This is a genomic window from Croceimicrobium hydrocarbonivorans, assembly GCF_014524565.1.
In the GTDB taxonomy this organism is placed as follows: Bacteria; Bacteroidota; Bacteroidia; order Flavobacteriales; family Schleiferiaceae; genus Croceimicrobium; species Croceimicrobium hydrocarbonivorans.
Genome location: NZ_CP060139.1, coordinates 2,660,771 through 2,675,834, shown reverse-complemented (window position 1 = coordinate 2,675,834; position 15,064 = coordinate 2,660,771). Strand labels below are relative to the sequence as shown.

At 44.0% G+C, this 15,064-nt stretch carries 14 protein-coding genes; 7 read left to right on the top strand and 7 right to left on the bottom strand.

The window, feature by feature from the left end; genetic code table 11:
- Nucleotides 1–8 precede the first annotated feature (8 nt).
- On the top strand, nt 9–2,084 hold the full coding sequence (locus tag H4K34_RS12150) for an insulinase family protein (RefSeq protein ID WP_210757662.1): 2,076 nt from the start codon (nt 9–11) through the stop codon (nt 2,082–2,084).
- A 115-nt stretch (nt 2,085–2,199) separates the two neighbouring features.
- Here H4K34_RS12150 and H4K34_RS12145 read toward each other — a convergent pair whose 3' ends face one another.
- Together H4K34_RS12145 and H4K34_RS12140 are read right to left on the bottom strand one after the other, a co-directional pair.
- Nucleotides 2,200–3,585, bottom strand: a complete 1,386-nt coding sequence (locus H4K34_RS12145) for an RCC1 domain-containing protein (protein ID WP_210757661.1) — start codon at nt 3,583–3,585, stop codon at nt 2,200–2,202.
- A gap of 369 nt (nt 3,586–3,954) precedes the next feature.
- Entirely contained in the window at nt 3,955–4,878 is a 924-nt protein-coding gene (locus tag H4K34_RS12140) for a DMT family transporter (RefSeq protein WP_210757660.1), read from the bottom strand.
- A 56-nt stretch (nt 4,879–4,934) separates the two neighbouring features.
- Here H4K34_RS12140 and H4K34_RS12135 point away from each other — a divergent pair, with 56 nt between their 5' ends.
- From H4K34_RS12135 to H4K34_RS12120, 4 genes are all read left to right on the top strand, one after another.
- Nucleotides 4,935–5,483, top strand: a complete 549-nt coding sequence (locus H4K34_RS12135) for a hypothetical protein (protein WP_210757659.1) — start codon at nt 4,935–4,937, stop codon at nt 5,481–5,483.
- Between the two features lie 21 nt (nt 5,484–5,504).
- Nucleotides 5,505–7,916 carry a TonB-dependent receptor plug domain-containing protein gene (locus H4K34_RS12130; protein ID WP_210757658.1) on the top strand — a complete coding sequence of 804 codons (2,412 nt, stop codon included), beginning with the start codon at nt 5,505–5,507 and terminating at the stop codon, nt 7,914–7,916.
- Nucleotides 7,917–8,072: 156 nt separating this feature from the next.
- Entirely contained in the window at nt 8,073–9,269 is a 1,197-nt protein-coding gene (locus H4K34_RS12125) for a Kelch repeat-containing protein (protein ID WP_210757657.1), read from the top strand.
- Nucleotides 9,270–9,339: 70 nt separating this feature from the next.
- Nucleotides 9,340–10,377 carry a COX15/CtaA family protein gene (locus H4K34_RS12120; protein WP_210757656.1) on the top strand — a complete coding sequence of 346 codons (1,038 nt, stop codon included), beginning with the start codon at nt 9,340–9,342 and terminating at the stop codon, nt 10,375–10,377.
- Here H4K34_RS12120 and H4K34_RS12115 read toward each other — a convergent pair.
- Genes H4K34_RS12115 through mutY form a run of 5 tightly spaced genes read right to left on the bottom strand, consistent with a single transcriptional unit; the run spans nt 10,367 to nt 14,078 of the window.
- Entirely contained in the window at nt 10,367–10,597 is a 231-nt protein-coding gene (locus H4K34_RS12115; protein ID WP_210757655.1) for a putative signal transducing protein, read from the bottom strand. The two genes, H4K34_RS12120 and H4K34_RS12115, sit on opposite strands and share 11 nt — an antisense overlap.
- Nucleotides 10,582–11,142 carry a gliding motility lipoprotein GldD gene (gldD, locus tag H4K34_RS12110; RefSeq protein WP_210757654.1) on the bottom strand — a complete coding sequence of 187 codons (561 nt, stop codon included), beginning with the start codon at nt 11,140–11,142 and terminating at the stop codon, nt 10,582–10,584. The genes H4K34_RS12115 and gldD overlap by 16 nt, the downstream gene beginning before the upstream one ends.
- Nucleotides 11,129–12,466 carry a gliding motility-associated protein GldE gene (gene gldE / locus H4K34_RS12105; RefSeq protein ID WP_210757653.1) on the bottom strand — a complete coding sequence of 446 codons (1,338 nt, stop codon included), beginning with the start codon at nt 12,464–12,466 and terminating at the stop codon, nt 11,129–11,131. Before gldE ends, gldD begins: the two co-directional genes overlap by 14 nt.
- A 20-nt stretch (nt 12,467–12,486) precedes the next feature.
- On the bottom strand, nt 12,487–12,957 hold the full coding sequence (locus H4K34_RS12100) for a single-stranded DNA-binding protein (protein ID WP_210757652.1): 471 nt from the start codon (nt 12,955–12,957) through the stop codon (nt 12,487–12,489).
- 50 nt (nt 12,958–13,007) lie between these two features.
- Nucleotides 13,008–14,078, bottom strand: coding sequence for an A/G-specific adenine glycosylase (gene mutY, locus H4K34_RS12095; protein WP_210757651.1), 1,071 nt, complete (start codon nt 14,076–14,078; stop codon nt 13,008–13,010).
- 123 nt (nt 14,079–14,201) lie between these two features.
- Here mutY and H4K34_RS12090 point away from each other — a divergent pair, with 123 nt between their 5' ends.
- Both H4K34_RS12090 and H4K34_RS12085 read left to right on the top strand, forming a co-directional pair.
- Nucleotides 14,202–14,492 (top strand): HU family DNA-binding protein, encoded by a 291-nt coding sequence (locus tag H4K34_RS12090; RefSeq protein WP_210757650.1) that lies wholly within the window; start codon nt 14,202–14,204, stop codon nt 14,490–14,492.
- Nucleotides 14,493–14,497: 5 nt separating this feature from the next.
- Nucleotides 14,498–15,016: a tetratricopeptide repeat protein gene (locus H4K34_RS12085; protein ID WP_210757649.1), complete on the top strand. Its 519-nt coding sequence runs from the start codon at nt 14,498–14,500 to the stop codon at nt 15,014–15,016.
- Nucleotides 15,017–15,064 lie beyond the last annotated feature (48 nt).

Here is a 15,064-nt window from a genome sequence, read left to right as displayed (position 1 = left end):
ATAACAGCATGATGAAACGCATTTTAACCAGCGCATTGGCCATGCTGATTAGTGTGGCAACCTTTGCTCAACTCGACCGTTCGGTGCGCCCAGAGCCTGCACCTGCGAAAAGCATCGAGTTTGGCGATTACGAGGTATATAAATTGGATAATGGCTTAACCATTATTGTAGTAGAGAACGATAAACTACCCCGGGTTTCTTTTAGCCTGGTAGTAGATCGCGATCCAATCTTTGAAGGCGACAAAGCCGGATATGTTTCTTTGGCCGGACAATTATTACGTCAAGGAACTACCAATCGCAGCAAAGACCAGTTAGATGAAGAAATTGACTTCATTGGCGCCAGTCTTTTTACTGGATCCAGCAATGTGTACGCGGCTGGCTTAACTAAGTATCAAGAAACCTTAGTAGAGCTTTTAGCCGATGTAGCTTTAAACCCTTCTTTCCCTTCGGAGGAATTCGACAAGCTGAAAAAGCAAGCCATCTCTGGAATTGAAAATGCCAAGGATGATCCTAACAGCCTTTCCAGCCGTATCTTCAACCAAAGCCTATATGGTAAGGATCACCCTTACGGTGAATTACAATCTGAAGAAAATGTTGAGAACATCAGCATCGAGGACTGTAAAAGCTACTACAATAACTACTGGACTCCCAGCAAGACTTACATTACTGTAGTTGGCGACATCAAGGCTCGCAAAGCCAAGAAGTTGATCAAGAAGTATTTTGGCGATTGGCAAGCCAAGGAAATGCCTAGCGCTACCTACCCTGCCGTTCCTCAGTACGACGGTACTATTGTAAATGTAGTTAACCGTAACAGCTCAGTACAAACTGTACTTTCTATCGGTAACACTATCGACCTTAAACCCGGCGATCCCGATATCGTGAAATTGCGCGTGGCCAACCAAATCTTAGGTGGTGGTAGCATGGGTCGTTTATTCCAAAACATCCGCGAAGACAAAGGCTATACTTACGGAGCCTATTCTAGCTACGATTCTGATCGTTTAGTAGGTGAGTTCAGCGCTGGTGCTTCTGTGCGTAATGAAGTAACCGATAGTGCAGTGGTAGAATTCATCAAAGAATTTGAGCGTTTGCAAAACGAAGCTGTTACAGATGAAGAGTTGCAAGCCGCTAAAAACAACATCATTGGTGAAATTGGCCGTTCTTTAGAAAGTCCTCAAACCATTGCTTCTTTTGCTCTCAACATTCAACGTTACAATTTACCAGCAGATTATTACAGCAATTACTTGACGCGCTTAGACGCGGTAAGCAAGGAAGATATTATGGCTGTGGCCAAGAAATACTTCCATACCAATGCTTTGGTAATTACTGCGGTAGGTAAAGGAGCTGAAATCGCTGCTGGCTTGGAAAAATTCGGCCCGGTTACCTATTATGATTTCTATGGTGAAGAAACTGGCCCTCCCAGCTTACCTGTACCTGATGGCATGACCGCCCAAGATGTATTGGATGGCTACACTAAAGCCCTTGGTGGTAATGATAAATTAGATAAGGTAAAAGACCTTACTATCACCAGCAGTATTGAGATTCCTGGTTTACCAATGCCTGCTAAAGGTATTACCATGCAAAAGCGTCCGAACTTGTTTAAAAATGAAATGAGTGTTGACGGAATGGGAGTTATGCAGAAAACCGTTTACGATGGTAAAAAAGCCAACATTAGCGGAATGGGTGGCAGCAAGGAAGTAACCGACAGCGAAGAGCTTAAGGCTTATGAGGCTCAGGCTACCTTCTTCGCCGAAACTCAGTACCCTGCCTTAGGCTATACCTTAGAACTGACTTCAATTGGTTTTGTTGATGGTGAAAAGGCCTATGTAATGGAAGTAACCAGCCCAGAAGGTGATAAAAGCACTGAATTCTACTCAGTAGAAACCGGCTTGAAGATTAAAGAAGAAAGCAGCTTTGAAGGTCCAGAAGGCCCTATGACTGCCAGCACTGCTTATGCAGATTACCGCGAGGTGAATGGCATTATGTTCCCTTTCACCATGACTATGAGTCAAGGTCCTCAGAAAATCAAATTCGAGGTTAAAACCATAGAGGTGAACAGCGGATTGAAAAAAGGCGACTTCAACTAAGAAGGCCTCTTTATGATATCAGAAGCCGTCTCATTAATTTGAGGCGGCTTTTATTTTTTATTTAGGAAATCTAAAGTTCAGGTATTAACTGCTTTATAAAAAAACAGCGTAAATACTATCGCTTTATCAAAATCTTACGGGAATAGACTTCATCTCCTTGCACCAATTTTAGTAGGTAAAGGCCATTTGCTAAGCCACTGAGATCAATAGCCCTAGCACGCCATTTAGCTTCCCGCCAAACCAATTCACCTTTTAGATTGTAAATACTTAGCTCTGCCTCAGTGCCTTCTGAAACCCGCACTTGCAGATAATTTGTAACAGGATTAGGATATAGCTCCATTATTTTATTACTCTCTTGCTCTTCAGCACCAATCGACGGAATACACGCAGTGAAATTTACTGGCGTTGGCAATGCCTTAAGGGTATCATTGCCCTGCAGTAACCACTCATAACCATATCCCCAGGTATAAAGTGTCCCAAGACTATCTAAGGCATAGCAAACTGCTCCATTTAATCCAACAGCATAAATATTCTGTAATCCAGGCACATAGTCCGGATAAAAGCGATCCTGTAAAGTACCATCTCCCAATTGAAAATAATTATTCCTCCCCCAGGCCTTCACTCTCCCATCAGATAATAAAGCGAGGGTAGTACCAAAACCGGAAGCAATTTGGACAGCCTGGTTAATACCTTGCACCTGCTGCGGATTTACAATATAAGGATCCCCGTTGGTGGCTATCGGTACACCTAATTCTCCCTGCTGGTTTTCGCCCCATGCCCATACATGGCCAGAAGAATCTATACCGAATGATGTGAAATCTGCTAAAAAAACTGAGGAAAATTTCAGATTTGGCATTCTTCCGGCCCTGAAGCGATTTGAAAGATTCCCTAAACCTAATTGCCCCCATCCTCCAGCCCCCCAAAGCCAGAGTTGACCGTACTTATCCAAGGCTGCACTATGGTTATAACCCGCATAAACTGAAACAATTTCTTGCAAGGTGTCTACTGGGCCAAAGTAATTCCGAGGAATAGAATCTAAAGATCTCCCTAATGCCCCATATGCTGAAGAGCCCGCGGTAAAAACCAAGCTATCCACACTTAACAATATACTATTGCCATCTCCAGCAGCAATTGACTTTACTGGCGGAACATTTGGCACTAAAGCAGGGATTAGGGTATCCCAATAAGGACCTATACCGAGGTTACCTACCAGATTATCACCCCAGGCGTAAAGGTCACCGTTAGATTTAACTGCTAGCACATATCCAATTCCTGAAGCGAATGAATGAATAGAGTCCATGCCTGGCACCTTACTAAAACTGCTTGTATGACTCCCAGTGCTACCATTACCCGACTGACCAGATTCATTTATACCGGCAAAATACAATTGATTATCTGCGCATTTAAGTAATACCACCCCATAGCGAGCTTCTATAACCTGTGCAAACAGACCATTTAGATTTAAGAAAGAAACAAGTAAGCTTATTACAATTTTGTTCATCCTATTGAATTTGAAGGTTGTAAGAATCAGCAATCTGACCATCACAAATTAAAACAACTAAATAATTCCCAACAGCCATGCCAGTTGTAACCAAATCTACAGCGCTTGCCATTGGATTCAAGTTTAAACTCAAAGCCGTGCTGCCACTACTCGCATTAACGATTAATAAACTTGCATTTTGAGCTCCTTCAGCAAGATATTCAACCGTACAAAGCGTTTGAGCCGGATTTGGATTAGACTAAGGAACATCTGAAATTCATTTATCCCTTTAATAAACCATGTACCCAAGGCGAAAACAATCTTCCTCCGAGTATTAATGAAAAGTCTTAAACTGAAATAATCTGTGTTTTGAGTAGGCCTTCCTCGAAACTACCTTGCTTTCGCCAAACGTTTACGAATACGATCGGCCGGTGAACCTTTGAAGTTTACTAAATAAACCCCGGCTAAAATCAGGAGCATACCTACCAAATGTTCAGGACCTACATCTTCACCATCCCAAATACCCCAAAGTAGAGCTACCAATGGAATAGCATAAGTAACACTAGCTGCAAAAAGAGAGCTGGTCCCCTTAATGAGATAATTAAAGAGAATTACCGCTAAGCTGGTTCCCACAATACCCATAATAGAGATATAACCCAAATTAAGCCAGGCATTAGGATTCGTTTGCATGATCTCCAGAAAGTCGGTACTAAACACATAGATCAAGGCCAAAGGTCCGACAGTGCTAGTACTAAATAGGGTGATGGACAATGAGTCTAAATCCTTCAATTTAGAATTAATGGTATTGATACTCAAAGCATAGCATACCGTGGCTATAATGGGATAAATACCAAAACCTAGTTTATCAGCATCTATTTGAAGACCGGGCAATAATAACCATAGTGCCCCGGCAAAACCGAGGATTATTCCTGTTACACCAATCCAGCGCACGCGTACTCCAAACCAGATCAAGCCAATGATTAAGGTGAAAAGTGGCACCAAAGAATTTAAGATTCCTACCAGGGAAGAATCCAATCGAGTTACCGCCAAGGGAAAAAGAATATAGGGGATGGCATTCCCGAAATAGCCCACAATGGCCGAAGGCATAGTATCTACCTTCTTCCAAAACTTGAACTTTCGGAAGGCAATAATCACCGTGAAAATCCAAGCCGTGGCGATCCGCAGCATGCCAATTTGCGCAAAATCGAAGCTCTCCAAACCACGCTTCATCAGGATAAAAGAGCTACCCCAAATTAAGGCTAGCAAAACAAACATGGCCCAGGCCAGAGCAGGATTTATCTTCGGTGTTTTCACGCCGCAAATGTATCTATTTGTTAGCGCCGCAGACCCCGCTATATTTGCCAGATAGAATGTATCGATACTTCCTTAAATATTTAGGCATCTCCAGTCTGATTTTCAGCCTGATACTCCCCTCTGTTTTAAATCTGAGCCTATTTTCCTGGCGCAGCTTAGAACTGAGGAAGGAGCTAAAAGCTCGTTTTAAAAGCGGGATTCCCGAATCGGAATGCACGGTATTTCTATTGGAAGCTCTGGAGTATCAAAATCTCGACTGGGATAATGCAACTGAATTTTTCTGGCAAGATCATAAATACGACCTCATCGCTTTGGAGGTAAAGGAAGGGCGTATCAAATTAATGGCCTGGCTGGATGAAGAGGAAAGTGAACTGAAACGTCGCTTTCATCAATTGCTACAGAAACATCCCCCGCAACAAGAGGATTGCCCCATAGCCTTAATCGACCACTTTAAAAATTTCTTTCTGGACTGGCCTTCGGCTTGGACGGCTTTCGCCGAATATGACTTTCATGTAGATCACTGGATCAATCCAGAGAGTAGCGCACATCTACTAAGTTTAAGCCCCCCTCCCCGATTGGGATTATTCACCTCCGTCAATTTTTGAATAATCCTTAATTAATAAATCATGAAAAAAATATGGAGCCTGGTTATAGCGATTATAGCCGGAAACGCTCTTTTTGCGCAAACTTTAAAGGTGGTAGACGCCGTTGAAGGCGAAGCTATTGAACATGCCACCCTGCGTATTCGCGCCGAACATTTACTGCCTCTTTACACGGATGATCAAGGAATGGTAGACATCTCTGTTTTTGAAGGAAGAGAAATTAGCATTAGCGCGCTCGGTTATCACCAAAAGACTTTAAGCTACCAGGAAATTCAGGCTTTAGGATTTCTGGTTAAACTCAGTCCTAAGCCCATGGCCTTGGATCAGGTGGTAATATCAGCCTCTCGTTGGAGCCAGTCCTCAAGGGAGCTTCCCTATCATATCAGCAGTATAAAAAGTAGGGAAATCTATTTCCAAAGTCCCCAAACTGCTGCAGATTTACTCGGCCAGAGTGGCGAAGTATTTATCCAAAAAAGTCAACAAGGTGGCGGTAGTCCAATGATTAGAGGCTTTGCTACCAATCGACTCTTAATCGCCGTAGATGGCATCCGGATGAACAATGCCATTTTTAGGGCGGGTAACCTGCAACAGGTAATTTCATTGGACCCATTTGCCATTGATCGCAGTGAAGTGTTCTTTGGTCCGGCATCGGTAATCTATGGCTCAGATGCTATTGGAGGGGTGATGAGTTTCAATACCCTTCGCCCTGAATTCAGCACCGATACCGCCCTGCTAGTTTACGGATCCGCCTACAGTCGCTATTCCTCCGCTAATCAAGAATTGACTCAGCATGTGGATTATAATGTAGGTAGTGAAAAGCTGGCTTGGCGCGGAAGCTTTAGCTACAATCGCTATGGTGATTTACGCATGGGTTCGCAGGGTTCGGATGAATTGCTACGACCTTATTCGGTGCAGCGCATCGATAGCCAAGATGTGGTAATCCGCAATACCGATCCTACCTTGCAGCTAAATACTGGCTTCGAGCAATTTCATACTCTACAGAAGCTACGTTATCGCCCCAGCAACCATTTGGATTTCGAATACAGCTTTATGTATTCTCGTACCGGAAACTACGATCGTTATGATCGCCTTATTCGTACGCGAGGAGGTTTACCTCGTGCCGCCGAATGGTATTACGGGCCACAGGTTTGGGCCATGAATAAGTTCGAAGTAAACTATCGCAAATCCAGTCTGCTATTTGATGGCGCTACTTTAAGAGTCGCTTCACAGGTATTTGAAGAAAGTCGTCATGATCGCGATTTCGGCAGCACGGATCTCAATCATCGCTTTGAAGATGTGCAGGCCCTTTCCTTCAATTTAGATCTGCAAAAGCGCATTTCCGAATCTCATAAGCTCTTTTACGGTGTTGAAGCTATTCGCAATGATGTACGCTCTACTGGCACAACAGAGGATATTGTAAGTGGAGATATAAGCAATGCTGCTTCCCGTTATCCTCAGTCGGATTGGTCGAGCTATGCTGCCTATCTAAACCATGAATGGGAGCTGAGCCAAAAGTTCACCACTCAATTAGGATTGCGTTACAATCACTTTATCATTAACAGTGATTTTAGCGACAACCTAGCCTATTATCCGCTCCCCTTCTCTACTGCGGAGATTAACACTGGTAATCTTACAGGGAGCTTAGGTTTTGTATTCCGCCCTACCGAGAATTGGAAATGGCGCTTAAATCTGGGAACCGCTTTCCGGGCTCCTAATGTGGATGATATTGGCAAGATCTTCGATTCGGGCGATGCCATTGTGGTGGTTCCAAACCCTGACCTTAAAGCCGAATATGCCTACAATGCCGAGTTTGGTGCTGCCACCCATTTATGGGAAAGCATTAAACTGGATGCTAGTGCTTATTACACCTATTTAGATCAAGCTATGGTGCGCCGGCCTTACACTATAAACGGACAAAGCAGCCTCTTTTACGATGGTGAATTGAGTGAAATTCATGCCGTTCAGAATGCAGCCCGAGCTCAAGTATATGGTGTGCAAATCGGTTTAGATTGGAACTACAATCAGACTTGGTTCTGGCGAAATCAGTTTAACTGGCAAAAAGGAGAAGAGGAAGATCAGGATGGAGTGGTTGGACCTTCTCGTCATGCCGCCCCTTGGTTTGGAGTAAGTCGTATTCAGTTTGAGAATAAAGGTTTACGATTGGAAGCCAATGTTCAGGTTTCTGGCGAAGTGAGTGCTGAAAACCTCAACTTCGAAGAAGCTGGGAAAGGCTACCTCTACCAAACCGATGCCGATGGCAATGCCTACTCACCCGGTTGGTATACCCTCAACTTCAAATCGAGCTACCAGCTTAATGAAGCCTGGACCATCAGTGCCGGAATTGAGAATATTACCGATCAACGATACCGTCCCTACAGCAGTGGTTTAGTGGCTGCGGGACGCAATTTCATTTTAGCAGCACGCTTTCACTTTTAAGTGACCGCAGACTAAATTTCGAAAGCCGGCCATAGCGCCGGCTTTTTTCATTCTGGCAATTCTTGCTAAAGACTTAGCTATCAATCAACTTATTTGGAAGCAGAGCCTTTGGGTCCTATTTTCGAACCTTTCCCTATTCCAAAAGTTTAAGATTTCATGAAAAACACCACTACTCTATTTTTAGCACTACTTTATTCTGCAGGCCTGCTCGCGCAGAGTCAAACCTGGGAAACGCTTAGTGGCATTCCCGATGGTATCCACCACCCCGTAACCTTTGCCATTGGCGATTACGGTTATTCTGTAACCGGAGTTTCCAGCTTTGGCGTAGAAACCGATAATGCCAATCGCTACAATCCGCTTACTGATACCTGGTCTACCCTGCCGGATTTCCCAGGAGGGGCCCGCGGTTTCGCTATTGGCCTTAGCTATAAAGGCTATGGCTATTTAGGATTTGGAGCCAGCAGCAGTCAGTATTTCAAAGACCTCTGGCGCTTCGACACCAGCAATAATCAATGGACCCAATTAGCAGATTGCGGCTGTGTGGGTCGTCGCCATCCAGCCCTTATGGCTGCCAACGATAAAATTTACCTGGGCTTAGGTAATGATAATACTGGGGACCTCAAAGATTTTTGGGTCTACGATATCCCCACCGACACCTGGACCCAATTACCCGATATTCCCGGGCCTGCCCGCCATCATCCATTTATGTTTGCAACCAATGGTGAGGTTTATGCCGGAATGGGCCATGGAGGCAATTTCATTTTTGGTGATTGGTATCGCTTTGATACGGTGAACATGAACTGGCAGAGCATGAGCAATTTCCCAGGCGAAGCAAGAGTTGCCGGAACCCAGTTCGACCATGCAGGCTATGGCTATGTGCTCAGCGGTGATGGCGACAATCACAGTTTCATGGGAACAGGCGAAATGTGGCAATATGAGTCTAGTACTGATACCTGGACCGAACTAGATCCACATCCTGGCTTTAGCCGTTGGGCTCCCGGGTCTTTTGTTATTGGCGACACCCTTTATTTCTTTGGTGGTTTCGATCGAGCCAATTCGACCTTCCCAACCGACATGTACAAGTACTTTTTTAATACCAATGGAATAGGCCTCACTGAGCTAAAGCAAAATGCTTCCCTCTTTTACCCCAACCCCAGTAGAGGTCTCATTCGCATTAATCCGGAATGGATTGAAAATGAATTAAAGCTCTACAATCTACAAGGGCAACTGCTACAAGGCTGGCCTCAAGCTCCTGGTGAGATCGATTTCAGCGAGCTCCCTCCAGCGATTTACATCCTCGAAATTCGAGATGATAAAGGTCAAATACACCGCGAAAAATTCTGGAAAAAATAAACAGGCGCTCCTTCGGGAGCACTTTTATTTTGGAATCCTTCTATCTACAATCATGGCTTAAATTTGCGGCATGAAAAAGTGGTTGTTAATTCTGTCGCGGATCGAAATTGTTCTGATCTTTCTGGTAATCATCGCTGGTTCCGTAGTGCGAATGAGCGGTTCAGGTATGGGATGCCCCGATTGGCCTAAGTGTTTTGGTCATTTAATTCCACCCACAGAACGCAGTCAACTCGATTGGAAAGCGGATAGCCACTTCAATAAAAAGCAGATCATTATTAAGGATGAAGCCCTCTATTATGCCTTGGAGGATTTCACTTCCGGAAGCGAATACAATCCTGAGAACTGGGCGAAATACACCCGTCATGATTACGCTCTGTTTAATCCTACTCACACCTGGATTGAGTACATCAACCGATTAATCGGTGCCCTATCAGGCTTACCAATGCTTCTTATGTTTGTATTAACCTTGGCGCTGATTCGCCAGAATTGGTGGTATACGCTGCTATCTGGAGCAGGTCTCTTTATGCTGGGTTTCGAGGCCTGGTTGGGCAAATTGGTGGTAGATGGAAATTTAATCCCGGGTAGCATCACCATCCACATGATTGGTGCCCTGCTGATAGTTGCCATCCTTCTAGTATTTAATGGCTTATTGGAAAGAGAGGAAAACTCAGCATCGGCCTACACTCCTAATTTCAAAAAATGGAGCCTTCTGGCCTTAATCCTAACTTTGATTCAGATTGGCCTAGGTACTCAGGTTCGGGAAACTATTGATACCCTGCAACAAAATGGTCTGGCCCGTACTGAATGGATGAATAATATGGATTTGGTCTTTTATGTACACCGAAGCTTCTCCATTTTAATATTAGCCCTAAACCTCTGGCTCTGGCAACAAAACCGCAAACTGCAATTGGGCTACTGGCAATGGAATGCCGTTTTACTAGTGCTTGTGTTGGAAATACTCGCGGGAATTATTTTGGCTTATTTCGACATGCCCTATTTCGCACAGCCAGTACATCTTTTATTGGGATCTATCCTCTTCGCTTTGCAAAGCCACGCCATCATCAAAATGATTCTCAATGGCAGCCGAAGGGTAATTCCTATAAGCTAATAGGGTTTCCGCTGGGGTTTTCGTAAAGGATATCCAAAGCGCGAATGCTATCCTCCAGCGGCACTTGCAATACCACCTTGGTGAAGCCAATTCCTGGTAAAACGCTATTGAGATTTTCATTGGTCAGGAAGCAAGATATTCCTTCTGATTCCAATCGGCTTTTAAGCACATAGGCTTCGTTTACCGCATCGAATTCCGCTATACTTATGAGTTTTCCCATTCGAGACTTTCAATCATACGAATCATTTCGCCCCGCATAAAATCGTTCACCGGTTTTAGGGAATCAGCATTGGGACTGGCATAATAATAGAGTACGCCGCGAAGAAAATGATCAGTACTGTCGGTCATGAAAAACTGCATACTGGTAGCAGCATCACCTTTGAGCTGATAGAGCAAACCATAGACTCTTTTTTGCTCATCGATATAGAGTTTCTCATCAATCCCATCGGCCTTTACAGTATGCTTATAGGCCAACTCATGACCTTCATAAAGCAAGGTATCCAAATTATCTTCAGTTACCTGGCGATAGGTTAATTGCAAAGTGGCTTTTAGCCTTGGGTATTTAATATCATACCAGCAACGACCTTTATCCTTCAGGGTCGCTACCTTATTATAATCGAAATGAAATGGGCAATCACTCTTAAATTCCTGATACACTGTTGCCGGCATATCGATACGGAAATAGCCTTTGGGCTTAGGAGTATAATCACCTTCGCACGCTCCTAAAAACAGGGCACTTAAAAGAATCAGCTTAAGCTTCCTCATCTCCATGCTTTTCCATCAAGCTTACCTTGATACGTTTCATGCGTCGACCATCCAGGCTTTCTACTTTAAAGCGATAATGCTTGTAGTCGATCTCCTCGTTTTTCTCAGGGAACTTACCGGCTACTTCCAAGAGCAGACCGGCCAAGGTTTCGGCCTCATCCAAAAAGTCTTCGAAATCACTTTCTACCGCACCGATCACTTTAAAGAAGTCGGTAAGGTGAATCTTCGCTTCGAATACATAATTGCGATCATCGAGCTTGGAGTAAAAGAGTTCCTCCTCATCAAATTCATCGCTAATTTCTCCTACAATTTCTTCAATAATATCTTCCAGGGTAACAATACCCGAGGTACCCCCATATTCATCTACTACAATAGCCAAGTGGATTTTACGATCCTGGAACTCACGCAAAAGGTCGTCGATCTTTTTATTCTCCGGCACAAAGAAAGGTTCGCGTAAAAGGCTTTGCCATTGAAAATCGTCCCCCGCTTCAATATGAGAAAGCAAATCCTTGATGTAGAGTATACCCTTTACCTGATCGAAGCTTTCTTCATAAATCGGAATCCTTGAAAAGCCACTGCTCAAAATCACCTCCATCACTTGCGGATAGGTAGAGCTTTGATCGAGGGAAACCACATCCATCCGAGGTTTCATAATCTGCTTTACATTGGTAGAACCGAATTTCACGATGCCTTCCAAAATCTTTTGCTCTTCTTGGGGGCTTTCATCATTACTAGTAATCTCCAGCGCCTGGCTTAAATCATCTACCGACAAAGCTTCGGAACGGGTTTGCAAGCGCTTTTCGAAAAAGCCTGTAGAGCGCACCAAAAGAATACTTACCGGGCGGAATAATCTACGCATGATAAACATCGGTCCGCACATAATTAAGCCGAAGCTCGTGCTGTTCTTGGTAGCGTAAACCTTAGGTAAAACCTCCCCAAACAATAAAATTAAAAAGGTGATTATACCGATTTGAAAGATCAGTCCTAATTGCTCATTGGCACTAAAATCAAACAGGGCATCGCTCAAAAACTTGGAGAGGATAACAATTCCCACATTGATGAAATTATTCGCAATGAGGATGGTCGCCAATAAGGTTTTGGGGTGATCCAGTAATTCGATAAGCGTATCTAGGCGGGGATGCTTGCGATCCTTAAGTTCGTCAATATCGCGTGGAGTGATCGAAAAAAATGCTACTTCGGAGCCACTTACGAGGGCGGAACCTAAAAGCAGGATTAAAAGCAGAACCAGCGGAAAGAGCAGGTCCAAGGTAAAGGGTTGAAGGATATCGCTAAGGAAAAGTAAACTCGACGGTTCGGGGTCCAAGGTTTGAATTTTGGTTAAACTTAGAACGGTAGATCGTCTTCTTGATCTTCCGCCTGGGGACTAAATGATGGTCCCGTTGAAGGAGCACTGCTGGCAGCACCCGTATTGTTTCCGTATCCCCCGGATTGGGCTTCGGATGGAGCTGAGGCGGGACGGCCTCCCAACATCTGAAAATTATCGGTCATAATTTCGGTGGTATAGCGCATCTCTTTGCTGCTGGGATCTTGCCAACTGCGGGTACGAATACGGCCCTCAACATAGACCTTTTCACCTTTCTTAATATACTTACTTACTACATCTACCAGGCCACCGCGTACTACTACATTATGCCATTCAGTTTGGGTAACCTGCTCGCCATTGCGATTGGTGTAAGACTCTGAGGTGGCTAGCGGAAAGCGAGCCAGGGATCCCCCGTTCTCAAAATGTTTCACCTCGGGGTCGGCTCCCAGATTTCCAATTAGAATAACTTTATTAACGCTGCCGTTGGCCATAGTGGATTTTTACAATGAGGTAGATTAACAAATATAGCGAATGCCACCTGCTAATCAAGCGGCAAAGTTAGTTGATTTTCATCCAGAAATTTGCGCAGAGGCCGCGGAATTGCAAAGTCTTCTAATTGACTAACAGTCACTTTCTTCCAGCCAATACCTTCCCTTAAAGTCACATCCGGCGAAAGCCGCAATTTCCAAACTGTTATAAAAAGACTCTGATGACTCAATTTGTGCACCGGTAAATCTTGTCTTTGGATATCAAAATCTGAGCTCTTCAAACCCATAATCTGCAATTGCTCCAAAGCCTGATCCTTTGTTAATTCTTGCCCGCTTTCGTAGAGAGGAAATTGAAAAAGCCCCTTCCAAATTCCCTCATCTCTTTGCTGCAACCAGGTGTTCTCTGCTTGCTGAAAGAACCAATAATTGAGATAGCGCTGGCGATCGTATTTCTTCTTTTGCTTTACCGGAAGTTCATCTTGTATTGCTCTTGCTCGAGCCTGACAAGCTTCGGCCAATGGACAAATATCACATTCCGGATTCTTGGGTTTACATAAGGTTGCTCCCAATTCCATGATAGCCTGATTATGGGTAGCAGGATCTTTAGTATTAAGAAATGCATCGGCTAAAGCCTGAAAGCGCTTTTTACCTTTGGCACTATTCACCGCTTCGTACTCCGCGAAAAAACGACTTAAAACCCTTTGCACATTCCCATCTACCACGGCATGTGGCAAATCAAAAGCAAAGGAAGCGATGGCTGCAGCCGTATAATCCCCCACTCCTTTTAAACTGCGAATAGCTGCATATTGATCGGGAAAGCGCGACTCATGCTCTTCTACAATACTTTGAGCGGCGGCATGCATATTTCGCGCCCTACTATAATAACCGAGGCCTTCCCAAAGTTTTAATACTTCCTCTTGAGGAGCTTGAGCCAAATCTTTTACCTCCGGGTATTTTTGGATAAAGCGCTCATAGTAAGGTAAACCCTGATTTACCCGGGTTTGTTGAAGGATAATTTCACTAAGCCAAATGGAATAGGCATCGCGCGTTTTACGCCATGGAAGCGGACGATAATGCTTTTGATACCAATTGCGGAGTTTATGTTGTACAGATGTAAAATCCAAATTATTTGTATTTGAGCGATTTAGCCAGAAAAATAATTCCCTTTTTAGCTGGCGGGTATCAGAAAAAACCTTCTATATTTGCAGCCCTCAAAATTAGAGTTTTAACACATAATTGATATTCAAATGACTAAGGCTGACATTGTAACCAAAATTACTGACAAGACCGGCATGGAGAAGTCTGATGTACAGGCGGTTGTTGAGTCTTTCATGAAGGAGGTACGTAACAGCTTGGAAACTGGTGAAAATGTGTATCTGAGAGGATTCGGTAGCTTCATTATTAAGAAGCGTGCAGAGAAAACCGGACGTAACATCTCTAAGAACACCACCATTATCATTCCTGCTCACAACATTCCATCTTTCAAACCAGCGAAAACTTTCGTTGAGTCAGTAAAGAAGAAAGTTAAAGTTAGCTAAGACTCTTGAAAACTGGTCCTGCCATACTCACTTTAGCCGGCATTGTACTTATTGCCGCCTTTATGCTGATGCCTAGTAGCCCCGAGGGCACTGCATCGGTAGCTGAGGAAGCAGATCATGCTCATGAAACCACGCAGAGCGAATCAGACGCTCTGTCTGTTGGGGACTCCATTATTAAAGATGCTATCAGCAAGCTGGAAAGCGGAGAAGTAGCACCGATGATTGCCATTCGCAGCATATTAAATGTGGCGGAGCAAAACCCGGAAAACAGCTACGCTCAATTTGCTTTAGGGGAACTAGGCTTGCAAAGCGGACAATTCGATAAGGCCATTGCGCGCTTTGAAAATGTTTTAAAATTGGATTCCCAAAACGGAGAAGCTCACCTCTTATTAGCACGTGCCCGCCTTGCATTAGGCGATAGCACTGCAGCGATCGACGGTCTGAAAAAAGCGTTGGAAACTCTTAGCAACAAAGAAACGAGAAAGGCCATTGAAACTGAAATGGCAAGTATTAATCCCAATTAAAAATTATTGTTATGCCTAGCGGTAAAAAAAGAAAACGTCATAAGATGT